The sequence below is a fragment of the Polynucleobacter sp. HIN5 genome (genome assembly GCF_030297555.1).
GTDB lineage: Bacteria > Pseudomonadota > Gammaproteobacteria > Burkholderiales > Burkholderiaceae > Polynucleobacter.
In genome coordinates, this window is record NZ_AP028136.1 from 206,638 (window position 1) to 230,514 (window position 23,877).

The 23,877-nt window shown below is 48.3% G+C and carries 25 protein-coding genes; 17 read left to right on the top strand and 8 right to left on the bottom strand.

The window, feature by feature from the left end:
* Positions 1-2: 2 nt before the first annotated feature.
* Complete coding sequence (gene mtgA / locus QUE61_RS01120) at positions 3-710, top strand: monofunctional biosynthetic peptidoglycan transglycosylase (protein WP_353506491.1); 708 nt, start codon at positions 3-5, stop codon at positions 708-710.
* A gap of 18 nt (positions 711-728) precedes the next feature.
* Here mtgA and pyrF read toward each other — a convergent pair whose 3' ends face one another.
* A complete protein-coding gene (gene pyrF / locus QUE61_RS01125) occupies positions 729-1,586 on the bottom strand; it encodes an orotidine-5'-phosphate decarboxylase (RefSeq protein ID WP_286307138.1) in 858 nt (285 codons plus the stop codon).
* Positions 1,587-1,626: 40 nt separating this feature from the next.
* Between pyrF and corA the strand changes: the two genes are divergently transcribed.
* Complete coding sequence (gene corA, locus QUE61_RS01130; RefSeq protein ID WP_108507748.1) at positions 1,627-2,598, top strand: magnesium/cobalt transporter CorA; 972 nt, start codon at positions 1,627-1,629, stop codon at positions 2,596-2,598.
* Here corA and QUE61_RS01135 read toward each other — a convergent pair.
* Genes QUE61_RS01135 through thiL form a run of 3 tightly spaced genes read right to left on the bottom strand, consistent with a single transcriptional unit; the run spans position 2,595 to position 4,705 of the window.
* Positions 2,595-3,104, bottom strand: a complete 510-nt coding sequence (locus QUE61_RS01135) for a CinA family protein (RefSeq protein ID WP_286307139.1) — start codon at positions 3,102-3,104, stop codon at positions 2,595-2,597. The two genes, corA and QUE61_RS01135, sit on opposite strands and share 4 nt — an antisense overlap.
* Positions 3,101-3,643: a phosphatidylglycerophosphatase A family protein gene (locus QUE61_RS01140; protein ID WP_286307140.1), complete on the bottom strand. Its 543-nt coding sequence runs from the start codon at positions 3,641-3,643 to the stop codon at positions 3,101-3,103. Before QUE61_RS01140 ends, QUE61_RS01135 begins: the two co-directional genes overlap by 4 nt.
* Positions 3,644-3,649: 6 nt before the next feature.
* A complete protein-coding gene (gene thiL, locus QUE61_RS01145; RefSeq protein WP_286307141.1) occupies positions 3,650-4,705 on the bottom strand; it encodes a thiamine-phosphate kinase in 1,056 nt (351 codons plus the stop codon).
* A gap of 152 nt (positions 4,706-4,857) precedes the next feature.
* Between thiL and QUE61_RS01150 the strand changes: the two genes are divergently transcribed.
* Entirely contained in the window at positions 4,858-7,194 is a 2,337-nt protein-coding gene (locus QUE61_RS01150) for an NADP-dependent malic enzyme (protein ID WP_286307142.1), read from the top strand.
* Between the two features lie 125 nt (positions 7,195-7,319).
* Positions 7,320-7,940, top strand: coding sequence for a barstar family protein (locus QUE61_RS01155; RefSeq protein WP_108509280.1), 621 nt, complete (start codon positions 7,320-7,322; stop codon positions 7,938-7,940).
* On the opposite strand, the gene QUE61_RS01160 is transcribed toward QUE61_RS01155, so the two are convergent.
* The gene (locus QUE61_RS01160; protein ID WP_286223915.1) at positions 7,937-8,689 is read right to left on the bottom strand and encodes a 16S rRNA (uracil(1498)-N(3))-methyltransferase; all 753 of its coding nucleotides are present in this window, start codon (positions 8,687-8,689) and stop codon (positions 7,937-7,939) included. The genes QUE61_RS01155 and QUE61_RS01160 overlap by 4 nt on opposite strands.
* Positions 8,690-8,715: 26 nt before the next feature.
* Positions 8,716-9,165, bottom strand: coding sequence for a ferric iron uptake transcriptional regulator (fur, locus tag QUE61_RS01165; RefSeq protein ID WP_215371220.1), 450 nt, complete (start codon positions 9,163-9,165; stop codon positions 8,716-8,718).
* Positions 9,166-9,235: 70 nt separating this feature from the next.
* On the opposite strand from fur, the gene QUE61_RS01170 reads away from it, so the two are divergent.
* Genes QUE61_RS01170 through hemL form a run of 10 tightly spaced genes read left to right on the top strand, consistent with a single transcriptional unit; the run spans position 9,236 to position 19,614 of the window.
* Positions 9,236-9,832 carry an outer membrane protein assembly factor BamE gene (locus QUE61_RS01170; RefSeq protein ID WP_286307143.1) on the top strand — a complete coding sequence of 199 codons (597 nt, stop codon included), beginning with the start codon at positions 9,236-9,238 and terminating at the stop codon, positions 9,830-9,832.
* A gap of 20 nt (positions 9,833-9,852) precedes the next feature.
* Positions 9,853-10,650, top strand: a complete 798-nt coding sequence (gene dapB, locus QUE61_RS01175; RefSeq protein ID WP_286308226.1) for a 4-hydroxy-tetrahydrodipicolinate reductase — start codon at positions 9,853-9,855, stop codon at positions 10,648-10,650.
* Positions 10,651-10,677: 27 nt separating this feature from the next.
* The gene (gene leuS, locus QUE61_RS01180) at positions 10,678-13,344 is read left to right on the top strand and encodes a leucine--tRNA ligase (protein ID WP_286307144.1); all 2,667 of its coding nucleotides are present in this window, start codon (positions 10,678-10,680) and stop codon (positions 13,342-13,344) included.
* A gap of 4 nt (positions 13,345-13,348) precedes the next feature.
* Positions 13,349-13,879 carry an LPS-assembly lipoprotein LptE gene (locus QUE61_RS01185; RefSeq protein ID WP_286307145.1) on the top strand — a complete coding sequence of 177 codons (531 nt, stop codon included), beginning with the start codon at positions 13,349-13,351 and terminating at the stop codon, positions 13,877-13,879.
* A 22-nt stretch (positions 13,880-13,901) separates the two neighbouring features.
* Positions 13,902-14,957, top strand: a complete 1,056-nt coding sequence (gene holA, locus QUE61_RS01190; protein ID WP_286307146.1) for a DNA polymerase III subunit delta — start codon at positions 13,902-13,904, stop codon at positions 14,955-14,957.
* 22 nt (positions 14,958-14,979) lie between these two features.
* The gene (locus QUE61_RS01195; protein ID WP_286308230.1) at positions 14,980-16,257 is read left to right on the top strand and encodes a glutamate-5-semialdehyde dehydrogenase; all 1,278 of its coding nucleotides are present in this window, start codon (positions 14,980-14,982) and stop codon (positions 16,255-16,257) included.
* 18 nt (positions 16,258-16,275) lie between these two features.
* The gene (locus QUE61_RS01200; protein WP_286307147.1) at positions 16,276-16,704 is read left to right on the top strand and encodes a CopD family protein; all 429 of its coding nucleotides are present in this window, start codon (positions 16,276-16,278) and stop codon (positions 16,702-16,704) included.
* An 8-nt stretch (positions 16,705-16,712) separates the two neighbouring features.
* Positions 16,713-18,095: a THUMP domain-containing class I SAM-dependent RNA methyltransferase gene (locus QUE61_RS01205; RefSeq protein WP_286307148.1), complete on the top strand. Its 1,383-nt coding sequence runs from the start codon at positions 16,713-16,715 to the stop codon at positions 18,093-18,095.
* A gap of 30 nt (positions 18,096-18,125) precedes the next feature.
* Positions 18,126-18,296: a rubredoxin gene (locus tag QUE61_RS01210; RefSeq protein WP_108507762.1), complete on the top strand. Its 171-nt coding sequence runs from the start codon at positions 18,126-18,128 to the stop codon at positions 18,294-18,296.
* Positions 18,297-18,321: 25 nt separating this feature from the next.
* Positions 18,322-19,614, top strand: coding sequence for a glutamate-1-semialdehyde 2,1-aminomutase (gene hemL / locus QUE61_RS01215; RefSeq protein WP_286307149.1), 1,293 nt, complete (start codon positions 18,322-18,324; stop codon positions 19,612-19,614).
* A gap of 5 nt (positions 19,615-19,619) precedes the next feature.
* On the opposite strand, the gene QUE61_RS01220 is transcribed toward hemL, so the two are convergent.
* Complete coding sequence (locus QUE61_RS01220) at positions 19,620-20,489, bottom strand: symmetrical bis(5'-nucleosyl)-tetraphosphatase (RefSeq protein WP_286307150.1); 870 nt, start codon at positions 20,487-20,489, stop codon at positions 19,620-19,622.
* Between the two features lie 3 nt (positions 20,490-20,492).
* Entirely contained in the window at positions 20,493-21,962 is a 1,470-nt protein-coding gene (locus QUE61_RS01225; protein ID WP_286307151.1) for a cryptochrome/photolyase family protein, read from the bottom strand.
* A 45-nt stretch (positions 21,963-22,007) separates the two neighbouring features.
* Here QUE61_RS01225 and QUE61_RS01230 point away from each other — a divergent pair, with 45 nt between their 5' ends.
* From QUE61_RS01230 to ruvX, 3 genes are all read left to right on the top strand, one after another.
* Positions 22,008-22,835: a YdcF family protein gene (locus QUE61_RS01230; protein WP_286307152.1), complete on the top strand. Its 828-nt coding sequence runs from the start codon at positions 22,008-22,010 to the stop codon at positions 22,833-22,835.
* A gap of 86 nt (positions 22,836-22,921) precedes the next feature.
* Positions 22,922-23,461, top strand: a complete 540-nt coding sequence (locus tag QUE61_RS01235; RefSeq protein WP_286227460.1) for a YqgE/AlgH family protein — start codon at positions 22,922-22,924, stop codon at positions 23,459-23,461.
* Positions 23,454-23,867, top strand: coding sequence for a Holliday junction resolvase RuvX (gene ruvX, locus QUE61_RS01240; RefSeq protein WP_286307153.1), 414 nt, complete (start codon positions 23,454-23,456; stop codon positions 23,865-23,867). The genes QUE61_RS01235 and ruvX overlap by 8 nt, the downstream gene beginning before the upstream one ends.
* The last annotated feature ends 10 nt before the right edge of the window (positions 23,868-23,877 follow it).

Sequence of the window (23,877 nt, forward strand, 5' to 3'; positions counted from 1 at the left end):
TCATGCCATGGGTCATGTATCTCCTCAAATGTATGGCTTGGGGAGCAATTGGTTTGCAGCTTTACTTTGTGATTCAGATTGGATTATGGGCATTCATGAATCCAAGCAGTACGGCATTTCAGAGGGCTGAACGTTGGCGCCTTTGTCACTGGAGTTTGAGCTGTCCAATTCAGCATCGTTGGGTTTCTTACGAGCAGATCAGTAACGACTTAAAGCGGGCGATTTTGGTCAGTGAAGACGATATCTTTTTTAAGCACAACGGCGTTCGGATTGACGATATGCAAAAAGCGTGGGAGCGAAACCAAAAGGGCGGCAGTAAGGTGGTACGCGGTGGCTCCACAATCACCCAGCAATTGGCCAAGAATTTATTTCTTTCCTCTGAAAAAAACTACCTACGTAAAGCACAAGAGCTGGTGATTACGGGTCTTTTGGAGCTGATGCTTTCCAAACAACGCATTCTTGAGATTTATATGAACTCCGTCGAATGGGGCGAGGGGATTTTTGGGATTGGTGCAGCGACTTCTCACTACTACGTGGCTAATCCCAAAAATATTAGTCGCGAACAGGCAGCCGCATTAGCATCTGCCTTACCGGCACCCAAATGTTTTGATAAAAGTAAGTACTGCAAACGCGGCAGTATTGATTTTGGCCTGCGCCAACAATTTATCTTAGAGAATATGGATCGCGTAGTCTTACCTAAAAACCGTTAGCAACACAAACCATCTATCTTATTTGGCTTGTGCGGAGCGAATCGCATCACGGGTTGCTATTGCTACTTTTCTGGCAGCGTCTGCAAAGTCTTTTCCGTTGCTCGCATACAAAATGGCGCGCGATGAGTTAATCATCATTCCCGTTCCGGGTTTATTCGCTACTTGCCCCGCAGCAACCGTCGCTTCAATATCCCCGCCTTGCGCCCCGATTCCAGGGATGAGTAAGGGCATGGCGCCGACGATGGCTCGAACTCGGGCGATTTCTTGGGGAAAGGTAGCTCCCACCACAAGTGCAATTTGACCCACTTGATCCCACTCTTTGGCAAGGTGTGCAACGCGTTCAAACACTGCTTGGTTGCTGTTGATGGGAAGGTTTTGTATATCGGATCCACCCGGATTGGAGGTGCGGCACAGGATGATCACCCCTTTACCGGGGTGCTGAAGATAGGGTTCAATTGAGTCTTTACCCATGTATGGATTGACTGTGACGGCATCGGCCCCATAACGCTCAAACGCTTCTAGTGCGTAATGCTCGGCGGTGCTACCAATATCACCCCGTTTGGCATCCAAAATAATGGGGATCTGTGGGTAGGATCTTTTGAGGTGGGCAATTAGTTCTTCCAGTTGATCCTCTGCCCGTTGGGAGGCAAAGTGGGCAAACTGTGGTTTAAATGCACACACCAGGTCGGCGCATGAATCCGCAATTTCCTTACAAAAGCTGAGGATGGCTTTGGGGCCTTTACCCATGCTGGGCGGGAAGCGCTGGGGGTCGGGGTCTAGACCCAGGCAGAGCATGCTGCCCTGGGATGCCCAGGCAGCCTCGATCTGATCCCGAAAGGACCCCGGATTTTTTGCCAAATGTAATGAACGATTCATAGTGCATAGGATAAACTAGCGCATTCGTCGGGAGTTCACCATGATCAACTTGTTCGTCCTACAAAATGGCCGTCTATCGCAAGAGCAAGTCGAAGATCGCAATGAACTGCTCCAACACCACAATCCAATTTGGATTGATGTGATCGATCCTGAAGAGGAAGAGCTTCTCTGGATTAAAGAGGCTTTTGCAGTCCAACTGCCTGAGTTGGACGACCTTGGGGACTTGGAGGCGTCTGCACGCTATTTTGAGGCAGACGATGGGCATCTGCATATTCGCACCGACTTTTTGCTTGACGAAGAAGATACATCACGCAACGTGAGGGTGGCATTCGTTCTGACCAATCAGGTCTTGTTCTCCATCCACGATGAAGATTTACCAGTGTTCCGTCTAGTGCGCTTACGGGCGCGTTTACGTCCGGGCTCGGTCAGTAATGCGAAGGATGTGCTCCTTGACTTGTACTCAACCGATGCCGAGTACTCGGCCGATGCGCTTGAAGAGGTTTATGAAAATCTTGAGCGCGCGGGCAAACGTGTTTTATCAGAAACGATCACCGACGCCGACGCAGCAGAAGTTCTTGAGACGATTGCTACCGAAGAGGATACCAATGGCCGTATTCGACGCAATGTGATGGATACACGGCGCGCACTGTCATTTCTGATGCGAAGCAAATTATTGTCCGACGAGCAGCAAGAAGAGGCACGTCAGATTTTGCGTGACATTGATTCGCTAGAAAATCACACAGCATTCTTATTTGACAAGATTAACTTCTTAATGGACGCCACGGTGGGTTTTATTAGCTTGAACCAGAGCAAAATTATTAAGATCTTCTCTGTGGTCTCGGTCGCCTTAATGCCCCCAACCTTATTGGCAAGCGTTTGGGGTATGAACTTTGAATACATGCCCGAGCTCAAAGAGACCTGGGGCTATCCACTGGCAATCATCAGCATGATCATCTCGGCAATGATTCCCTTGGGCTACTTCCGCCACAAAGGCTGGTTGAAGTCAAATTAGTGGGACTCGCTTGCAGTGAGTTGCGCAAGGAGTGACTCGATCGCGTAAACGCAAGCCTGCTCCCGAATGCTCTGACGATCACCGCTAAAGTGTTTCGTTTGTGAGCGGGTTTGGATCTGATCAACCACTCGCATTCCCCAAGCAAAGCAAACCATCCCGACGGGTTTATTCGCAGTTCCTCCGCCAGGGCCTGCAATTCCAGTAATGGCTACGCTAACTTGGGCAAGACTGTTCTTAAGAATGCCTTCGGCCATCGCTCGAGCAACTTCTTCACTCACGGCCCCGTAGCACTCAATGAGCGAATGCGCTACGCCAATACTCTCTTCTTTCGCTTGATTACTATAGGTGACAAAGCCCCGCTCAAACCAGTCACTGGATCCGGCAAGGCTGGTGAGGTGCGCAGCCAATAAGCCCCCAGTACATGACTCGGCTAAGGCAATCTTGAAACCTTTAGACAACAAGGTTTGAGCTAATTGTTGAGTCAGTGAGGTGATCGATGAGTTCATGCGAGCCAGTGTATTCCAAGCATCATGATCAAAATAGTAAAGAGAGCGGCGATGAGATCATCAATCATGATCCCAAAGCCGTGTTTGATGATCTGCGATGAGTTGATATGTTCTTGATGGATCCAGTTTTTCTTAAAGTATTGATCGATGCGATTGATAGGCCAAGGTTTGGCGGCATCGAAAAACCGAAAGATCAAAAATGCAATTGCTTGCACCCAAAGATCATTGGATTCAAGCAGTTGTAGGATCCAAGCAAAGGCGATGATTTCATCCCAAACAATCGAGCCATCATCGGGGCGGCCTAGATCGTGACTACATTGCCCGCAAGCCCATAGTCCATAAAGCGTTCCAACGCTAAGTAGAACAAACATGACCGTTGTTGAAAGAATTGCGTTGAGGATCAAAAACAAAGCCCAGGCAAGCAGGGTGCCAGCCGTGCCTGGAGCAATTGGAGCAAGGCCGACCCCAAAGCCGATACCAAATACCCGATGCACGGATCCCAGCATCCAATTCAGAGACGGGCAGTGAGCTGACCTCATAAATGCCTAATCTCGAAAGTGATCAAAAGATCTCAGCAGCGCTTGGGACTTTTCGAGGCTTAGTGGTATGCCATCGCCATCCTCGAGTATCAATAAACTTTCATCCTGGGCTTCGATAATTTGACCGATGCAAGTCAGAGGAAGCCCGAGTTCTTTCGAGAGACTCGTAATGGTGTCATGTTGATCTGGGTTTGCAGTAAAGCAAAGCTCATAGTCATCGCCACCAGAGGCTACGCATTGATACTGAATTGCCTGATCTTGTCGCCGCAACACTGTTGAGCGGGGTAGGGCATCCAGGTTAATTTTGGCGCTCACATGGGAGGCCTCCAAAATGTGTCGCAAATCGCCTAATAATCCATCTGACACATCTAAGGCTGCCGTTGCGATTTCACGCAGAGCAATTCCGAGTGCCACTCGGGGCAGCGGCGAATGAAGGCGTTGATTGATCTGATTGAGTTCTTCGGCGCCTAGATCCAAAGACCATTCTTTACGAATGCATCCGAGTGCTAGACGAGCATCGCCCAGTGCACCAGAGACCCAAATGGAGTCGCCCACCTGAGCGCCCGATCGTTTAATCGCTTGTCCATTTGGAACCACACCAAAAGCCGTGATGCTAATCGTTAATGGCCCTTGACAGGTATCGCCGCCAATTAGGTGGCAATCAAATAGATCGGCTAAGTCAAAAAGACCATTCGCAAATCCATGTAACCATGCTTGCTTTTGTTTCGGTAAGGCGAGCGCCAGAGTAAATCCGGTCGGCTTAGCACCCATTGCGGCAAGATCCGATAAGTTAACCGCCAGGGATTTTTTCCCGACGAGGTAAGGGTCGGTATCCACAAAGAAGTGGCGATCGGCCACCAACATATCGGTTGTGATCACCAGTTCCTCGTTTGGATGACAAGCAACCACTGCCCCATCATCGCCAATGCTAAGAAGCGGAGCATGTTGCGGTTTAGCCCTCATCATTTGTTCGGCGCGCTTCATGAAAATATCGCGAATTAACTCAAATTCCCCTAGTTTCTGGGTATCAGATGGCGGGTTCTGAGGGAATTGCTTCGTCATCCTTGTATTGTAGGCGGGCTTTAAGGCCCATTCTTTCAGGACCTGCCGTTTAAGAGGGCATACAAAGAGAGGGCTTTAGAGGAATAGAATAGAGCTTTTGGCATTCTTGTTTAAGGCTTCAAGCCCCTTTATCCCATTATCCGCGAAACCCTATGAGTCAATCTAGCAACAAATCCAATCAAAACAAAGAAGAGCAAATTAAGGCTTTACGTGAAGCTGCCCTTCAGTACCATGAGTTTCCGGTCCCCGGCAAAATATCGATTGCTCCCACCAAGCAATTAACCAATCAGCGCGACCTTTCCTTGGCGTATACACCAGGAGTAGCAGCTGCTTGTGAAGAAATCAAGCGAGACCCCGCCACTGCATTTCGCTATACCGCACGAGGCAATTTGGTTGGGGTGGTCACCAACGGTACGGCTGTATTGGGTTTGGGTGATATTGGCGCACTCGCCAGTAAGCCGGTCATGGAGGGCAAGGCGGTACTCTTTAAAAAGTTTGCAGGGATTGATGTGTTTGATATTGAAGTCAACGAAAGCGATCCCGAGAAATTGGTTGAGGTGATTGCCGCCCTGGAACCAACCTTTGGCGGAATTAACCTCGAGGACATAAAGGCTCCTGATTGCTTCTTGGTCGAGCGCAAACTCCGTGAGCGTATGAAGATTCCCGTCTTTCATGATGATCAACATGGCACAGCCATTGTGGTGGCGGCGGCAATTCTTAATGGCCTAAAAGTCGTTGGTAAAGATATTACGAAGGTCAAGTTGGTGACATCTGGTGCCGGCGCGGCTGCACTGGCGTGTTTGGAGTTACTAGTTCATCTTGGATTGCCTAAGAGCAATATTTGGGTAACTGATATTGTTGGTGTGGTTTATGAGGGCCGCACTGAACTCATGGATCCGCAAAAATCTCCGTTTGCGCAAAAGACCGACAAGCGTACCTTGGGTGATGTGATTGAGGGGGCTGATGTATTTTTGGGCTTATCGGCTGGCGGCGTCTTGAAGTCGGAGATGGTTGCCAAAATGGCAGATAAGCCGCTAGTGTTTGCCTTAGCAAATCCAACCCCTGAGATCTTGCCTGAGGAGGTCAAACTGGTTCGTCCTGATGCCGTCATGGCTACCGGACGCACGGATTACCCCAATCAAGTCAACAACGTCCTGTGCTTCCCATTCATCTTTCGCGGGGCCTTAGACGTGGGAGCAACCACCATCACCACCGAGATGGAAATCGCGGCAGTGAAGGCAATTGCTGAATTAGCTCAAGCAGAACAAAGTGATGTGGTGGCGGCCGTTTACAGTTCTGAGAACCTGGCTTTTGGTCCAGATTATTTAATCCCGAAACCGTTTGATCCGCGCCTAATTACGGTCATTGCGCCAGCCGTTGCGAAGGCCGCGATGGACGGTGGGGTTGCAAGCCGCCCAATTAAAGATTTTGCTGTCTACAAGGATCAATTGCAGCAGTTTGTCTATCACTCGGGAACGGTCATGAAGCCCTTGTTTGGGATCGCAAAGAAGATCCCAATGGAGCAAAAGCGCATCGTCTTTTGTGAGGGCGAAGATGAGCGTGTGATGCGTGCCGTGCAAATCATGCTCGATGAAAGTTTGGTCAACCCCATTCTGATTGGTCGCCCATCGGTGATTGAGCATCGCATTGAGAAGTTCGGGTTGCGCATGAAATCAGGAGTCGATATTGAGATCGTTAATCCAGAAAGTGACTCACGCTTTAAGGATTTTTGGCAAACCTATTTGCAGCTCACAGAGCGCAAGGGGGTAACCGAGTCCTTCGCAAAGCTCGAGATGCGCCGCCGTAATACCTTAATTGGCTCCATCCTTCTTAAAAAGGGACAGGCAGATGGCATGATCTGCGGCACAATCAGTAACACCGGCATTCATTTGAAATACATTGATGAGGTGATTGGTCATGAACCGGGTGCGACAGTGTATGGAGCAATGTCGGGGCTGATACTGCCGAATCGCCAAGTCTTCTTGGTGGACACCCATGTCAATATTGATCCAAGCGCTGCCGAGTTAGCTGAAATCACACTCTTAGCTGCGAGCGAGATGCGCAAGTTGGGTATGACCCCGAAAGTTGCTTTGCTTTCGCATTCGAACTTTGGTTCCAGCGACGCTCCATCGGCTGCAAAAATGCGTGAGGTACTGGCAATTTTGCAAAAAGCCGCTCCAGAACTTGAGGTTGATGGCGAAATGCACGGCGATTGCGCCTTAGATCCTGAAATCCGCGCAGGCGCCATTACGAACTCAAGCTTGCGTGGCGAAGCTAATTTATTGGTTTTGCCTAATATTGATGCTGCCAATATTTCTTATAACTTATTGAAAACGGCTGCTGGTAATGGCGTAGCTATCGGACCCCTTTTGCTCGGGGTTGCAAAACCCATCCATATTTTGACTCCGGCGGCCACGGTGCGCCGGATTGTCAATGTGAGCACGCTTGCGGTCGTAGAGGCCGCCAGCCAATCCAGGGGCTTATTTTAAAAGGGAAATATACTTAGTAAGTAGTTGCTCACTTTTAAATTATTGATAAAAATCAATAACTTATCAAATTAGTTCTTGGATTGGGCTTGATTTGGGGGCGGGATAAGGGTAACCTATTACCCATCATGAATATTCTGCCTGAAAACATTACTTCAGCAAGCGTCGAAGATCACAGCCGCGCAGAAAATTGGGACAGAAATGATCAAGCCGATCGCGAGATCTCGGCGGCGAGCATTTATGCCCAAGGCGGACTGTCGCGTCTTCAGACCTATGCTGCTAATCAAGACCTAGGAAAAAAAGTGACAGCTTCTTGGCGTGCCGCTTTGGCGATGAGAGATGCTGGTCCCCCAGCAATGTTGCGCAGTGTGCGCCCCAATATCGTGCAATCGATTCGTGCATTCAGAACCAGTGATTTGGCCGAGGCTGCAACAGAGTTAGGCCAGCACTTTGTGTATGCGAGTTGCACCAATGCCAATACCAAGGGTGAGGTGCTCGAAGCAATCGCGAACGCCTATATGTTTACCAAGCAGCAGGCTAAAAACTTTGATCCCCTGTTGGATGCTCTGACAACCTTGGTTGACAAAGCTGGTCCTCAGCCAGGTTTTGTGGTGGTCCTCGAAGGTTTGCCTTGCACTCAAAAGTTTGACAAAGAAGCCAGGGAGACCCTCCTGGATGTGTTCCGCGATGCCGTTGAGTTTTGGTCAGAGCGCCGCGTCCCATATCGAGTCTTTTACTCGTTCGCTTAACTCGTCTTTAAGCTCCAAATACTCTCTACGGCTGAGATCGTAACGATCCCAGCCGTTTCTGTTCGTAGAATGCGTGGACCAAGTGATAAGGCGGTAAAACCAGCCTGTTTGGCATATTCCTCTTCCTCAGGGCAAAACCCTCCCTCTGGACCAATCGCAAGTGCAATGCTTTGGGGTGGATGCCGATTTAGAAATTGATGCAGCGAATCGGTGGTCGTTGTGCTCAAAAGGATTTTTAACCCAGCCACACTTTGTTTGAATGCATCCCGAGGATGTTGGATTGCGTTAACTTCTGGAATGACGCTGCGATCGCATTGCTCACACGCCGCTTGCGCGATTGCCTGCCAATGAAGCAGACGTTTTTCTAGTCGCTTTGAGTCATGTTTGAGTTTGACCACCGAGCGTTCACACTCAATGGGGGTGATGCTTGTCGCCCCCGTTTCAACAGCTTTCTCGATGACCCAATCCATTTTGTCACCGCTGGCAAGTCCCTGAATTAGGTCTATGCGATAAGGGAGCTCGCGCTGGCGATCTTCTTGGATTTGTTCAATTTCAATCTGGGAATAGGTTTCGTTCGTTCTGGAGACTCTTCCTACCGCGGTATGGCCTTTACCATCAAACACAGTGAATACATCATCTGCTCCGATACGACGAACGCGCAAGTGATGGGCTAAATCATTATCAACTGGTAGAAGTTGTTTTGGTAGATTAGATTGGGCCCAATCACCCGCTAGGTAGAACTGTGGCATACAAGCTCAGTGAGTAATTGGATCAATTACTTTTTCTTATTGCGACAGTTCTTTTTCTGGCAATGACCGTACATCGCCAGAGAATGCTCTTGGAGCTTAAACCCGAGGGATTTGGCAATTTCGTTTTGGCGTTTTTCAATCGCCGAATCCACAAATTCCTCCACATGGCCGCAGTCTAGGCATACAAGGTGATCATGATGATTACCCTCATTGAGCTCATAAATGGCACGGCTGTCACCCTTGCTCGACTCAAAATGGCTGCGGAGTAGGATCCCAGCCTGCTCGAACTGGGTTAAAACTCGATAGACCGTGGCTAAACCGATATCGGAATTGTCCTTGACCAAGGCCATGTAGACCTCCTCGGCACTAAAGTGTGAATTCGCATTTTCCTGAAAAAACTCAAGGACTTTCATGCGCGGCGCCGTGACTTTTAGACCGATTTCACGGAGATCGGTAGGGGAGGCGTTTTGGCTCATACGGTTTGGCTCGATTGGCAGATTTGGGCGCTAAAATCAGATACTTAATGATACGTTGAACTGTTGACCCATGCAGATTAGCATTTTTACTTGCCGTAAGCCAAATCGAGCTTTTGCATCACGGATGTTGATCGTGTTGTGTGCTTGTGTTGGTTTGGGTGCGTGCACTTCAGCGGTTGACAATACTCAGCGAGCTTGGATGAATAGTATTTTCCAGCCGTATGTCCCCGATGTGGTTCAAGGTAACTTTATATCCAGCGAGCAATACTCTCAACTGAAAGTGGGCATGAGCCGCGAGCAGGTGCGCCAAATAATGGGCACACCATTGCTGGCAAGTTATTTTCATGCAAACCGCTGGGATTATGTATTTGAGTTCAAACGTGAGGGCCAGACGATTGGTAAGGAGCGACGTGTCACATTAATTTTTGATGGCGACAAACTCGTGAAGTTTGATGGCGATGCCTTGCCCACTGAAGTAGAGCTTGTGGCTGAGATTGATAACTATGCGCGTGAAAAGCGCAGTTTTTGGGAAGTGCTAACGGGTAAAAATAAGCCACCCAAGCCAGTAAAGAGACCGCCCCCTGAGGTGATGGTGATTAGTCAGCCCAATAATTTACCGGCCCCAACACCGCAGCCTGATGTGGTGGTTACCCCTGTTAAAAATTAATTAGAGAGCTAGTAATGCCAATGAAATTTGCAGTTGCGGGAGCGACCGGAAAAATGGGCAAAATGCTCATCGACACGATTTTGAGATCATCCAATGCGCAATTAACCGGTGCTCTTGAGCACCCTAGTTGCCCCTTATTAGGAACGGATGCGGGAGCATTTTTAGGTCAACAAACCAATGTCTTGATTACGTCTGATTTAGCCAAAGGATTGGCGGGTGCTGAGTATTTAATTGATTTCACAAGACCTGAAGGAACTCTGTTGCATGTTGAGGCTGCGAAGCAGGTAGGCGTCAAAATGATTATTGGCACGACCGGTTTTACTGCTGAGCAACTGCAACAGCTTCGCAGTGCTGCCGATACCATTGCCATCGTGTTTGCACCTAATATGAGCGTGGGAGTGAATGCTACTCTCAAAATTTTGCAAGTCGCTGCGCAATTACTCAAGCAGGGGTATGACATCGAGATTGTGGAGGCGCATCATCGGCATAAAGTGGATGCACCTTCAGGAACGGCCATCAAAATGGGTGAGGTGATTGCCAAGGCCCAAGGGCATTCTCTGGCTGATCTGGCGGTGTATGCCCGTGAGGGGCACACTGGTGAGCGTAAGCCAGGCACCATTGGTTTTGCAACCATACGGGGTGGTGATATTGTGGGTGATCACACCGTGATCTTTGCCGGTGAGGGTGAGCGCATCGAAATTAGCCATCGTTCAACGAGCCGTCAATCCTACGCCGAAGGTGCTTTACGCGCAGCCACTTTTTTACAAAATCAGCCCAAAGGCTGGTTTGATATGGAAGACGTCTTAGGCCTCAAATAATTTAATCCCTAACAACAAAAACAATTAATGGATAAACATTTAGCCAAAGATTACGATTTTCGGAGTATTGAAGCGCGTGCACATCATGAGTGGCAAGCTGAGAACGTTTATCGTGTCAGTGAAGATGCAAAGACAGCTACTGGTCAATTAAAGCCCAAGTTCTATGCCTGTTCAATGCTGCCTTACCCCTCCGGTAAGTTGCATATGGGGCATGTACGCAACTACACTATCAATGATGTGATGGCGCGCCAGCTGCGGATGCAGGGCTACAACGTCTTAATGCCGATGGGTTGGGACGCATTTGGCATGCCTGCTGAGAATGCCGCACTTCAGAATAATGTGCCACCCGCACAATGGACCTATCAAAATATTGATTACATGCGCGGCCAGATGGCCTCGATGGGTCTCGCAATTGATTGGTCTCGAGAAATCGCAACGTGCAAGCCTGATTATTACCGTTGGAACCAGTGGCTATTTTTGAAGATGCTTGAAAAAGGCATTGCCTATCGCAAAACCCAAACCGTCAACTGGGATCCAGTAGATCAAACCGTTTTAGCGAATGAGCAAGTGATCGACGGGCGTGGTTGGCGCTCGGGTGCCTTGGTTGAAAAGCGTGAGATCCCTGGGTACTACCTCAATATTACTGCGTATGCTGAAGAATTATTAACGGGACTCGATGATCTAGCATGGCCTGAGCGCGTCAAGATCATGCAACAAAACTGGATTGGTAAAAGCCATGGAGTACGCTTTGCATTTACCCATCAAATTCAGGATGATGCCGGCCGTTTCATTAACGATGGCAAGATGTATGTGTTCACCACACGCGCTGATACCATCATGGGCGTTACATTTTGCGCGGTTGCTGCCGAGCATCCCTTGGCTGCCAAGGCGGCACAAACCAATCCAGCATTAGCGCAATTTATTGAACGCTGCAAAACCGGGAGTGTGATTGAAGCCGATCTGGCGACCCAAGAAAAAGAGGGTATGCCAACCGGTTTGTATGTGACCCATCCCTTAACCAATGAGCCCATTCCGCTGTGGGTTGGTAATTACGTACTGATGTCGTATGGCGATGGTGCCGTGATGGGAGTTCCCGCCCATGATGAGCGTGACTTTGCCTTTGCTAATAAATACCATTTGCCTATTAAGCAGGTGATTGCTGTTAAAGGGGTAACCGATCTTTTTAATACCTCGCACTGGCAAGAGTGGTATGCACAAAAAGAGAACACTGAGTGCATTTACAGCGGGCCCTATGACGGCTTATCGCACCCAGACGCAGTCCAGGCCGTTGCTAAAGATCTGAAAGAACGAGGTCTTGGTGAGCTAAAAACCACCTATCGTTTACGTGATTGGGGAATTTCTCGACAGCGCTATTGGGGGACTCCAATCCCCATGATCCACTGCACTGATTGTGGCGAAGTGCCAGTTCCTGAGTCGGATTTACCTGTGGTCTTGCCCGAAGACTGCGTGCCAGATGGTTCTGGTAATCCTCTCAATAAACGCGAAGATTTTTTAAAAGTCGATTGTCCGAAGTGCGGTAAGCCTGCACGGCGTGAGACCGACACCATGGATACCTTTGTGGATTCCTCATGGTATTTCATGCGTTACACCGGTCCCGATGCAGAAAGCATGGTGGACGCTCGTAATGATTATTGGATGCCAATGGATCAATACATTGGCGGAATTGAGCATGCGATCTTGCATCTGCTGTACGCTCGGTTTTGGACCAAGGTGATGCGCGATTTAGGTTTGGTGCGGTTTGATGAGCCATTTCTAAATCTCCTCACGCAGGGGATGGTTCTTAACGAAACCTTCTATAAAGAAGATTCGAGTGGCAAAAAGCAGTGGGTTAATCCTGCGGACGTCGAATTGGATCTCGATGAGAAGGGACGTCCTATTGCTGCTAAATTGATTAAGGATGGTTCAGCAGTTCAGATCGGTGGCGTCGAGAAAATGGCCAAGAGTAAAAATAATGGTGTTGATCCGCAAGCCCTGATTGATCAGTATGGCGCTGATACGGCACGGCTATTTACGATGTTTGCTGCGCCACCCGAGCAGCAACTTGAATGGTCCGGCGCTGGCGTAGAAGGCGCTTCTCGGTTCCTGCGTCGTTTATGGAGCTATGCGAGTTCGCAAGCGGAATCTTTACATACAGCGCATTCGTCCCTTCCAAGCGATCTCAATGCTACTGAAAAAGAGCTGCGCTTTGAGGTGCATACGATTTTGAAGCAGGCTAATTTTGACTATCAACGTCGTCAGTACAACACCGTGGTCTCGGCTGCCATGAAGATGTTGAATGTGTTAGAGCCCTTTAAGTTAAATCAGGATGTAAATTCGATTCGTCCTGAAGTGCTTTCGGAATCACTTGGAATTTTGCTACGCATTTTGTATCCCGTCGTTCCACACTGCACCTATGCGTTGTGGGAAGACCTTGGATTTACCAAGCACTTTGGCTCTTTATTGGATGCACCTTGGCCACAAGTGGACGAGTCTGCCTTGATTCAGTCAGAGATTGAGTTAGTGCTGCAAATTAATGGCAAACACCGTGGCCAAATCAAGGTACCAGCCGATGCCTCAAAAGATACGATTGAGGCGATTAGCTTACAGTCAGAGCCTGTTTTGCGACTCTTAAACGGCGCGGTACCCAAGAAGATCATTGTGGTTCCTGGCCGCTTGGTGAATGTGGTTGCGTAAATAGATGAGCAGCGCACCCCATAACCTTAATCGTCGCCTACTGCTGCAAAGCGCTCTTTTTGGCTTGATTTCAGTTTCAGGACTTACTGCCTGTGGTTTTCGTTTGCGTGGATCAGTCACTATTCCATATAAATCGATTTTGATTTCAGGGCGGCCATCACCCCAACTACGCTATGACCTCGAGCGCATTATTGCGACTGGAACAAATGCAAAGGTAGTCACAACTGGCAAGGATGCCGATTTGATTCTGGACATTGTGAGTGAGGATAGTACCCGGCAAATTTTGACCTATACCTCGACGGGTCAGATATCAGCGTATCGACTCAATAATCGGGTTGTATTTCGTGCGTTTGACAATACGGGTGCCGAAGTTATTCCAGAGTCCGACATTTATGTGATTCGGGATCTTGACTTCACCACGTCAACTGTACTATCGGCAGATATTCAGCAGCAACAATTCTTAGAGAGTATGCGCTCTGATTTGGCGCTGCAGATTTTGCGTCGCATTGCCACCCTCGGTCGGGTGAGTAAATAAATTTACGATTTGATCGATCTCAATGATCAAAAGTGATGCCTTTCAGATTCATTTGGCTGGTCTAGCGAAGGGTTCCCAGAGCCTTAATCCCTTATATGTTTTTTCGGGGGATGAGCCACTTCTGATGATGGAGGCTGTGGACAGCCTCAGGGCATTTGCCAAAACCCAAGGATTTACTGAGCGCGATGTGATGGTTCAGGATCGCTACTTTGATTGGCAATCGTTATTAAGTGTCGGGCAATCCATGTCCCTGTTTGGCGATAAGCGCTTTGTGGAACTGCGTATGCCCACTGGCAAACCTGGTCGCGAGGGGGCGGATGTACTGAAAAACTTTGCCACTTCTCTAGGATCAGCCGGCTCAGTGCCTGACGTGATTATGTGCATTCAGCTTCCGCGTCTTGATCTGAAAACCAAGAGCTCAGCTTGGTTTATGGCCCTTGATGAGGCCGGAATGGCAGTACAAATTGATTCGATTGAGCGTAGTCAATTACCCCAATGGATTGCTAAGCGAATGTCACTGCAGTTGCAATCCGTTGAACCTGGGGAAGCGGGGCTGCGCAGTTTGCAATGGATGGCCGATCAGGTTGAAGGTAACTTGATTGCTGCGCATCAAGAGATTCAGAAGCTAGGACTTTTGTATCCCAGCGGAGTGATTACCGATGAGCAAATTCGTGCTGCGGTTCTCAAGGTTGCTCGCTATGACCTATTTGAGCTAACAGAAGCACTGCTGTCTGGTGATGCGGCACGTCTGAATCGAATGGTGGATGGCCTGCAAGGTGAGGGTGAGCCCTTGCCTCTGATTCTGTGGGGTATAAGCGATGAGCTAAGAACACTTAATCGGGCTCAAGCCGCGCTTGCGGCAGGAGAGAGTTTGCCAACCATCATGCGTAATTACCGCATTTGGGGAAAGCGCGAGAAGCTTTACCCTGTGGCTCTCAAGCGCATTCAACCCAAGAAACTCAAACAAGCGCTAGTGCTTGCTGCTAACTTAGATAAGCAAGCCAAAGGTCTATCGGTTCGCGATCTTCCAGCCAACCCTTGGGATGGCTTACGACTCGTTGGTTCTTTATTGCGTTAGAGTATCAATTATGGCAAATGCGATGAACTCCTCGATTGAGCAAATGATGCTGACCATTGGTCAGCAAGCTCGCCTCGCTTCAAGGGCGATGGCCAGGGCCAGTTCTGAGCAAAAGAATCAGGCATTAAGCAATATTGCGAAGGCTATTCGTAGGAATGTCGCAAAGATTCTCGCGGCCAATGCGCGTGATGTGGAGCGGGCTAAGGCCGCTGGTCATGACGCTGCATTTGTGGATCGCTTAACCATGACCGAGAAATCGATCGAGACCATGGCCATGGGGTTAGAGCAAATCGTCACCCTGGAGGATCCAATCGGTCAGATTTCCCCCTTTAAACAGCAACCCTCGGGTATTTTGATTGGTCAAATGCGTGTGCCTCTTGGTGTGATTGGCATTATTTACGAGTCACGTCCGAATGTGACGATTGATGCGGCAGCTCTATGCTTAAAGTCGGGGAATGCCGTCATTTTGCGCGGCGGCTCTGAGGCGATTGACTCTAATACCTTTTTAGCTGGATTAATTCAGGAGGGCCTGGCTGCCGCTCAATTGCCAGCCAATGCCGTGCAGGTTGTGCAAACGACTGATCGGGCTGCGGTTGGAAAAATGATCACCATGACCGAGTACATTGATGTGATTGTGCCGCGGGGTGGCAAGAGTTTAATTGCGCGGCTAATGCAAGATGGTCGAGTGCCCATGATCAAACATCTCGATGGTATTTGCCATACCTTTATAGATGAGGCTGCCGATGTTGATTTAGCGATTAAAGTATGTGATAACGCCAAGACCCAGCGCTATGCTCCTTGCAATGCGATGGAGACTCTACTCGTTCATGGCAAGATCGCACCTCAGGTTTTACCCAAGCTTTGCCGAATTTATCAAGACAAAGGCGTGGAATTGCGTGTGGATCCAAAGACCCGCTCCTTGCTTGAATCGAATCAATTTGCTAACTTGGTCGATGCGACTGAGGAAGATTGGCGCACAGAGTATCTGGCGCCGATCTTATCGATTAAGACTGTTGAGAGTCTTGATGAGGCAATGGATCATATTGAGCATTATGGTAGTAAGCACACGGACGCGATCATTACCCAAAATCAAGAGCATGCCAATCGTTTCTTGCGAGAAGTCGATAGTGCGAGTGTGATGGTCAATACCAGTACCCGATTTGCAGATGGCTTTGAGTATGGCTTAGGTGCCGAGATTGGGATCTCCAACGATAAGTTGCATGCGCGTGGCCCCGTTGGTCTTGAGGGGCTCACCTCGTTGAAGTATGTGGTGATGGGCCACGGTGAAATACGTCAGTAATTTTGATAAAGAGACTCTATGTTTGATGGTTACCTTTGGGCTAAAACCCTGCACATCGTTTTAATTGCCTCATGGTTTGCTGGGCTTTTTTATTTACCCCGTATCTTTGTGAATCTGGCACAAGAAACCAATGATATCGCCTATGAACGTTTAATCGGTATGGCACAACGACTCTACCGTTTTATGACCATCCTGATGATGCCAGCGGTCGCTTTGGGACTCATTTTGTGGCTGTATTACGGAGTTGGCCGCGGCTCGATCTGGATGCATGTGAAGGTGTTATTAGTGCTGATTGTGATTGGCTACCATTTGCAATGTAAGCGTCTCCTTAAGCAATTTGTTCAAAAGCAAAATACCAAAAGCCATGTGTGGTACCGCTGGTTTAATGAAGCTCCAGTTTTACTCATGCTAGTGGTCACTGCCCTTGTGGTGATCAAGCCCAACTGATCCCCATTGTGAAATTTTTTATTGTTTGTCCGGGCGGACTTGAGGCAGTTTTAGCCCAAGAGCTCGAGGAGATTGTTGCTCGACCTGAGATAAAAGCATTGGGACGATCATCGGTTGACCCAGCCCCGTCAAGCTTAACCGGCGGAATGGGGGTTGAGGGACCGCTTGCCTTAGCAATGGCAATGAATCTGCATTCACGGATTGCCAGTCGTGTTTTGTTAAAGATGACCGACGGACCCTATAAATCCGAGGATGATCTTTATCGTCAAGTAAAAGCGATTGGTTGGGAAGATTGGTTTTCCTCGAATCAAACGCTTCGGGTCGATATCACCGCACAACGATCGCCTCTAAAGAGTTTGAACTTTGCTACTTTACGAATCAAAGATGCGATTGTTGATCGTTTGCGCGAGCAAACGGGTGGACGCCCGAATATTGATACAGTCAATCCCGATGTGCGGATTCAGGTTCATTTAACGCAACAGCACGCCACCATCTATTTGGATACCTCGGGTGAGCCTTTGTTCAAACGCGGCTGGCGGGAGGAAAAGGGTGAAGCGCCTCTTAAAGAGAATCTCGCTGCTGGGATTTTACGATTGACCAACTGGCAAGCTGCAATGCCGCTTTATGACCCCATGTGCGGAAGCGGCACCTTTTTGATTGAGGCTGCCCAGATAGCCTTTCATATTCCAGCGGGGGCGCTGCGAGCGCGCATACTTGGCTCATCCGATCAAAATATAGCCGTATCGTGGAAGCCATCGGTTATGCAAAGTGGCTTTGGCTTTTTGCGACTCAAGCCCTTTTTGAGCTCCCTGGAAAAAAAGAACTGGCAAACACTTTGCGATGCTGCGAAGACGGAAATGCATCGGCATCAGAAAGACACTATTGCAATTAGTGGCAGCGATATCAACGAGAAAATGATTGCAATGTGTAAGGCAAATTGGCAACGCGCGCAGTTGCCTGGATTGCCTGTGGTTCGACAATTAGATGCAATCGCGATTAGGCCCAATATTGATTCAAGCGAAGGGCAAAAAGGGGTGATGGTATTTAATCCACCTTATGGAGAGCGCCTAGCTATGAAGGGTGGCGACTCTGATCGAACCCATGTCTTTGGTGATAGCAAGGCTGCATACATGCAAAAACGACGTACGAGCCGAGAGCCTTTAGTGAAAGAGCCGATCGATCCGAAGTTTGCAATGCTACTCGATCAGTTTAGTAAGCAACTGAAAGACCATTTTGCAGGTTGGGAGATCTTTGTTCTCACTGCAGATATGGGCTTACCGGGCCATTTACGCATGAAAGAGTCCAAACGCACCCCATTATTTAATGGCCCCTTGGAATGCAGACTCTTCAAGTTTGAGATTCGGGGGCGAAGCGATGCCCAGAAATCGTAAAATAAGATTTCAATCTGAAAGAAATAACAAATGGAATATAAAACCTATATGTGCCTGATCTGCGGCTGGATCTACGATGAAGCCAAAGGTTGTCCGGATGATGGCATTGCGCCTGGAACCTTGTGGAAAGATGTTCCCATGAACTGGTCGTGCCCCGAGTGTGGTGCGCGCAAAGATGATTTTGAGATGTGCGTCATTTAATGAATTAGACTTTTTAATGAATGCCATGAGCCAAAACGATCAACTCTTCACACGCGCCCAGAAAACGATTCCAGGTGGCGTGAACTCTCCAGTGAGGGCATTTCGGCAAGTGGGGGGTGCCCCGCGATTTATCAAGCGTGCAGAAGGCCCTTATTTTTGGGACGCCGACGATAAGCGCTATGTTGATCTCATCATGTCGTGGGGGCCCATGATTGTTGGGCATGCGAACCCAGAAGTAGTGGAAGCAGTGCAGCGTGCCGCAACTCAGAGTTTTAGCTATGGTGCCCCGACCGCAGGGGAGATTGATCTTGCTGAGCGTATTTGTGAGTTAATGCCAGCAATCGAGCAAATTCGTTTAGTGTCGAGCGGTACCGAAGCGACCATGAGTGCCTTGCGTTTAGCCCGCGGTTATACGAATCGTGATTTGATTATTAAGTTTGAGGGCTGTTACCATGGCCATGCGGATAGCCTGTTGGTCAAAGCCGGTTCTGGTTTGCTCACTTTTGCCGATTCCACAAAGAATGCACCTTCATCGGGTGGTGTGCCTCAGGATTTAGTGAAGCATACCTTAGTGCTGCCCTATAACGACGTTGGTGCTCTAGAAGAGGCCTTCAAGCGCCATGGTGATCAGGTCGCTGCATTAATTTTGGAACCGATTGCTGGCAATATGAACTTAATTCGTGCGACTCCCGAGTTTGTCAAGGCGGTTCGTTCGCTCACCCAGCAGTATGGCGCCGTATTGATTTACGACGAGGTGATGACGGGATTTCGGGTGGCCTTGGGCGGCACCCAATCCTTGCATGGCATTCAGCCGGATTTAACTTGTCTGGGCAAAGTCATGGGTGGCGGTATGCCCATGGCAGCATTTGGAGGTAAGCGGGAGATTATGGCGAAGCTCGCTCCCTTAGGTAATGTTTATCAGGCAGGCACCTTATCTGGCAACCCTGTTGCGGTAGCTGCGGGGGCGAAGACCTTGGAGATCATCTCGCGACCCGGGTTTTTTGAATGCTTGACCGAACAAACAAAAAAATTAATGGCGGGATTGCAGCAAGAAGCCAATCGAGCTAAGATTCCATTCTCGGTCGACAGTGTTGGTGGAATGTTTGGCTTCTATTTTTCACAGACGGTACCAGCTTCATACGAAGCAGTGACCAAAACCGATATTGAAGCCTTCAAACGCTTCTTTCATGCGATGTTGGACGAAGGTGTTTACCTTGCTCCATCCGCTTATGAGGCTGGATTTACATCGATTGCACACGATAACGCAGTGGTTGATGAGATTATTCGAGCAGCTCAGCAATCGTTTAAGAAGATTTAATGCGCTCACATCCGCAGCGGGTGATCATAGCCCGCCACACTGACTGTCTTAATCGTAAGCGATTCGGAATCTCCAATTAAAGTCTTGCGGTTCATGGTATCCAAATGATCGAGATCGATTGCAGTTAGGGTGCCACCCCATACGCAGCCAGTATCAATTCCGATCACCCCTTGGCGATTGAGTAAGCCAAGTGTTGACCAATGACCAAAGACAATCGGTATCGATTTTGTTTTACGCTCTGGCGCCTCAAACCATGGGATATAGCCAGCTGGACCGCTTTCTAATCCCTCTTTACTCTTGAACTCCATTTCGCCCTGAGGAGTACAAAACCGAATCCGGGTTAGGGTATTGGTGATTAAACGTAAACGATCAAATCCAGATAATTTTGGATCCCAGCGATTCGGGGTATTGCCATACATTTGGGATAAAAAATCTCGATAGTTTTTATGGCGTAGTGCAATCTCCACCTCATGAGCCAAAGATAAAGTTTTCTTAATGCTCCACTGGGGTAGTACCCCTGCGTGCACCAGTAAGACCTTGCCATTACTCAGTGCCATGGGACGGTATCTCAACCAATCGATCAGCTCACGACGATCAGGTGCAGCCAAAATATCATCAATCGTATCAAGAGGCTTGGTATCACGAAGTCCTGCATCACACGCCAATAAGTTCAGATCATGATTACCCAAAATACACTCGGCAACCCCCTCTTCCTGAAGTTGCTTGAGTCGCCGCAAGGTACCCAGCGAATCTGGGCCACGGTTGACGAGATCCCCCAGAAAAATGAATTTAGAGCCATGGTGGAGTTTCTTGATGAGTTGATTAAGGGGCCTTAAGCAACCCTGTACATCACCAATCGCAAAGACGCGCGTCATTACTCAAGCCACTTTTTTCACAACGTTGTATCGAATCAAGGTCGCCTTACGGGCTTCATCATGATCGACAATGGGTCGGGGGTAGTCTTTGCCTAACACAATACCTGCTGCCTCGAGTTCAAGCTGACCTGCAAGCCAGGGCGCATGAATTGATTTATTGGATAGCTTTTCAAGAGCGGGAATATAGCGGCGGATAAATTTTCCTTCACCATCAAAGCGCTCAGACTGGGTGATAGGGTTAAAGATGCGGAAGTAGGGCTGGGCATCACACCCAGAAGACGAGGCCCATTGCCAGCCACCATTGTTAGAGGAAAACTCAAAATCGTTCAGATGCTCTGCAAAGTACTGTTCACCCCAGCGCCAATCGATGCCGAGGTCTTTACATAAGAAACTAGCCACGACCATGCGTAAGCGATTGTGCATATAGCCTGACTGATTGAGTTGATGCATGGCTGCATCGACTAGTGGGTAACCAGTTTGGCCATCACACCAGGCCTTAAATAATTTTTGTGCTTTGGGACCTTGCTCCCAAACAATCTTGTCATAGTCGGGCTTAAATGATTCGCCATCGGCAAGGCGTGGGTGATTGGCCAAAATCATGAAATAGAAGTCCCGCCATATGAGCTCACTCAGCCATGTGCTTGCACCAAGACTGCCTGCAAGCATTCGACGATGAGCCTCGCGAACCAAGCCCCGGATTGATAGAAGACCAAAGCGCAAGTATGTAGAGAGGTAGCTGACGCCTTTGGTTGCTGGGAAGTCTCGGCCAATGTTGTATTGATCAATTCGTTTTAGAAAGTCACTCAAAAAGAGCTCAGCACCCTTCTGACTTGGGGGTAGATACTTTTCTATGCCTGTCGGTCTAAATCCCATGGATTCCAGCGAAGGGATGCCGGTATCAATGCTCTTGGGAATGGGGGCATATCGACCCTGTAAGCCAGCATTAGGGAGATCGCAGACAAAGGGCTCAAGGTCTGAGGGGTTTAGTTTCTTAAGCCATGCATTCTTATACGGAGTAAAGACCGAGAATACGGTTTCAGAGTTAGTTAAGACTTCAGTCTTCTCAAAAATAACCTGATCTTTAAAATGCTGGAACGCAACGCCATTCTTCGCAAGCGTTTGTGCGATGGCCTCATCGCGTGAAATTGCCGAGGGTTCATAGTCATGGTTGGTAAAGACTGCTTGTGCATCAAGTTGTTTAGCTAAGGCGGGGATGAGTTCTATTGGGTTACCATGACGGCAAATGATTCCGCTTTCTTGAGCTCTTAGCGTTTTATCTAGATCTTCAATCGTTTGCCAAATGAAATCGACCCTGCGATCAAAGCCTTTGCCTTTGGAGAGTAGGGGGGTAAGGATCGAGGTGTCAAAGATAAAACAGACCCAGACCTGTTGATACTGTTTTAGGGCGTGATGAAGAGCCGCCTGATCATATAGGCGTAAATCACGTCGAAGCCATACCAATGCACTTGTCATAGGCTCTATCTTATTCGGGAATGCGATTTTGATTATGATGCCCTCATGGATAGCCTATTTTTTATTACTTCGAAGATTGTTCAATTCCTAATTGAGCCTTTAAACCTGATTTTCTTGGCTACCCTTCTGGCATGGTTTTTTCTTACCATTCGCAAGCCCGTCTTCACCAATCGTCTTTTGGCACTTGCAGTTATTGGCTTCCTGGGCGTGGGGTATATGCCTATTCCTGAGTCTTTGATCCGCATTCTGGAAAATGCCGTTCCCAAACCATCGATTCAGAATCTCAATCCAGACCAATTTGCTGGAATCATTATTTTGGGTGGGGCTATCGAGGGTGAAGATGTTGCCGTTGATCGTGGTGAGATATCTCTTAAATCATCGGCCGAGCGTGTTACGAAGGGACTAGAGCTCATTCGAAAATATCCAGATAAGCCATTTATCTTTAGTGGGTTTTCAGACAGAGTGAATCCAAGAGGGATGTCAGAGGCGGATGCGTTTAAACAATTGATTCAAGAGCAAGGGCTTGCCGATAGAACAAACACCACTGCCTTTTACGAGAATCAATCTCGCAATACTTATGAAAATGCGGTTTATTCCAAAAAGATTATCGATGCCATTTATCCACAATCCCCAGACCAACTGTTAAAACCATGGCTTTTGGTCACCTCCGCGAGTCATATGTATCGCTCTGTAAAAATCTTTGAAAAGCAAGGCATTGCGGTGATTGCTGTACCAGTGGATTACCAAACAGCGAATACCTTGCAATGGCGCGAATTTGATTTAACGGAGGGTGCATTTCTGTGGAATAAGCTACTGCATGAATATATTGGTATTGCAGCATATCAATTGACTGGAAAAATATCACTTTTCTGAATTCCTGAGGCTTGCTAGAATGAGTTGTGAGCCAAGCCAATGCCTTCCCCTCATTCAGTTCCTTTGCTAACCAGTTCTTGTTAGCCATGCCGGGTATGCTAGACGAAAATTTTTCAGGTTCCTTGGTGTATCTTTTAGAACATAGCGACAAAGGTGCTATGGGACTGGTGGTCAATCGTCCGACCGATATTGTGCTCTCAACCCTGTTTGAGAAAATCGAGCTGAAGCTTGAAATCGCCCCATTACTTGATCAGCCAGTTTATTTTGGTGGCCCCGTTCAGGTTGAGCGAGGATTTGTGCTGCATCCGACTGATCTTGCGGAGAAGTACTCATCTTCATTAATCATTGCAGATGGTCTCACTATGACCACATCTAAAGATGTTCTTGAGGCGGTAGCGAATGGCTCTGGACCTGAGAAGTTTCTGATGACACTAGGATATGCGGGGTGGGGTGCAGGACAGCTCGAAGAGGAGATTTCGCTCAATGGGTGGATCAATATCGCTATCCCAAATGATCAAATGCAAACGATTATTTTTGATACGCCATATACCGATCGTTATCAAAGGGCAATGCAGGTTTTGGGCTTTGATCTAGCAAGCCTTTCTGGAGAAGCGGGGCATGCCTAATGATGCTTCAAATCCAGTAACCATTGTTCTAGGTTTTGATTACGGCACTAAGCGGATTGGGGTGGCGGTTGGCAATTCGCTGACCGGAAGTGCTCAAGCTTTGGATGTAATCCAAAATATCAAGCCCAATCAAACATATCAAAAAATTCAAGAGTTAATTCATGAGTGGCAACCGAGTTGCCTAGTGGTAGGCTTACCATTGCATCCAGATGGTGCTGAACATGCAATAACCAAACGCTCGCGCTCGTTCGGTAAACAGCTTTCCAAGCAATTTGGTAAGCCAATTTACTTTATCGATGAGCGCTATTCCTCGGTACTGCTAGAACAAGACTCCCAGTATCAAGGGGCTCTAGATTCGCATGCAGCCGGATTACTTTTAGAGCAGTTCTTTCGCGAGCACGATTAATTGCATATCA

Excerpts from the sequence above, each read along its gene's own strand:
- mtgA (WP_353506491.1), top strand. The coding sequence starts at position 3 with ATGCCATGGGTCATGTATCTCCTCAAATGTATGGCTTGGGGAGCAATT.
- pyrF (WP_286307138.1), bottom strand. The coding sequence starts at position 1,586 with ATGAATCGTTCATTACATTTGGCAAAAAATCCGGGGTCCTTTCGGGAT.
- corA (WP_108507748.1), top strand. The coding sequence starts at position 1,627 with ATGATCAACTTGTTCGTCCTACAAAATGGCCGTCTATCGCAAGAGCAA.
- QUE61_RS01135 (WP_286307139.1), bottom strand. The coding sequence starts at position 3,104 with ATGAACTCATCGATCACCTCACTGACTCAACAATTAGCTCAAACCTTG.
- QUE61_RS01140 (WP_286307140.1), bottom strand. The coding sequence starts at position 3,643 with ATGAGGTCAGCTCACTGCCCGTCTCTGAATTGGATGCTGGGATCCGTG.
- thiL (WP_286307141.1), bottom strand. The coding sequence starts at position 4,705 with ATGACGAAGCAATTCCCTCAGAACCCGCCATCTGATACCCAGAAACTA.
- QUE61_RS01150 (WP_286307142.1), top strand. The coding sequence starts at position 4,858 with ATGAGTCAATCTAGCAACAAATCCAATCAAAACAAAGAAGAGCAAATT.
- QUE61_RS01155 (WP_108509280.1), top strand. The coding sequence starts at position 7,320 with ATGAATATTCTGCCTGAAAACATTACTTCAGCAAGCGTCGAAGATCAC.
- QUE61_RS01160 (WP_286223915.1), bottom strand. The coding sequence starts at position 8,689 with ATGCCACAGTTCTACCTAGCGGGTGATTGGGCCCAATCTAATCTACCA.
- fur (WP_215371220.1), bottom strand. The coding sequence starts at position 9,165 with ATGAGCCAAAACGCCTCCCCTACCGATCTCCGTGAAATCGGTCTAAAA.
- QUE61_RS01170 (WP_286307143.1), top strand. The coding sequence starts at position 9,236 with ATGCAGATTAGCATTTTTACTTGCCGTAAGCCAAATCGAGCTTTTGCA.
- dapB (WP_286308226.1), top strand. The coding sequence starts at position 9,853 with ATGAAATTTGCAGTTGCGGGAGCGACCGGAAAAATGGGCAAAATGCTC.
- leuS (WP_286307144.1), top strand. The coding sequence starts at position 10,678 with ATGGATAAACATTTAGCCAAAGATTACGATTTTCGGAGTATTGAAGCG.
- QUE61_RS01185 (WP_286307145.1), top strand. The coding sequence starts at position 13,349 with ATGAGCAGCGCACCCCATAACCTTAATCGTCGCCTACTGCTGCAAAGC.
- holA (WP_286307146.1), top strand. The coding sequence starts at position 13,902 with ATGATCAAAAGTGATGCCTTTCAGATTCATTTGGCTGGTCTAGCGAAG.
- QUE61_RS01195 (WP_286308230.1), top strand. The coding sequence starts at position 14,980 with ATGAACTCCTCGATTGAGCAAATGATGCTGACCATTGGTCAGCAAGCT.
- QUE61_RS01200 (WP_286307147.1), top strand. The coding sequence starts at position 16,276 with ATGTTTGATGGTTACCTTTGGGCTAAAACCCTGCACATCGTTTTAATT.
- QUE61_RS01210 (WP_108507762.1), top strand. The coding sequence starts at position 18,126 with ATGGAATATAAAACCTATATGTGCCTGATCTGCGGCTGGATCTACGAT.
- hemL (WP_286307149.1), top strand. The coding sequence starts at position 18,322 with ATGAGCCAAAACGATCAACTCTTCACACGCGCCCAGAAAACGATTCCA.
- QUE61_RS01220 (WP_286307150.1), bottom strand. The coding sequence starts at position 20,489 with ATGACGCGCGTCTTTGCGATTGGTGATGTACAGGGTTGCTTAAGGCCC.
- QUE61_RS01225 (WP_286307151.1), bottom strand. The coding sequence starts at position 21,962 with ATGACAAGTGCATTGGTATGGCTTCGACGTGATTTACGCCTATATGAT.
- QUE61_RS01230 (WP_286307152.1), top strand. The coding sequence starts at position 22,008 with ATGGATAGCCTATTTTTTATTACTTCGAAGATTGTTCAATTCCTAATT.
- QUE61_RS01235 (WP_286227460.1), top strand. The coding sequence starts at position 22,922 with ATGCCGGGTATGCTAGACGAAAATTTTTCAGGTTCCTTGGTGTATCTT.
- ruvX (WP_286307153.1), top strand. The coding sequence starts at position 23,454 with ATGCCTAATGATGCTTCAAATCCAGTAACCATTGTTCTAGGTTTTGAT.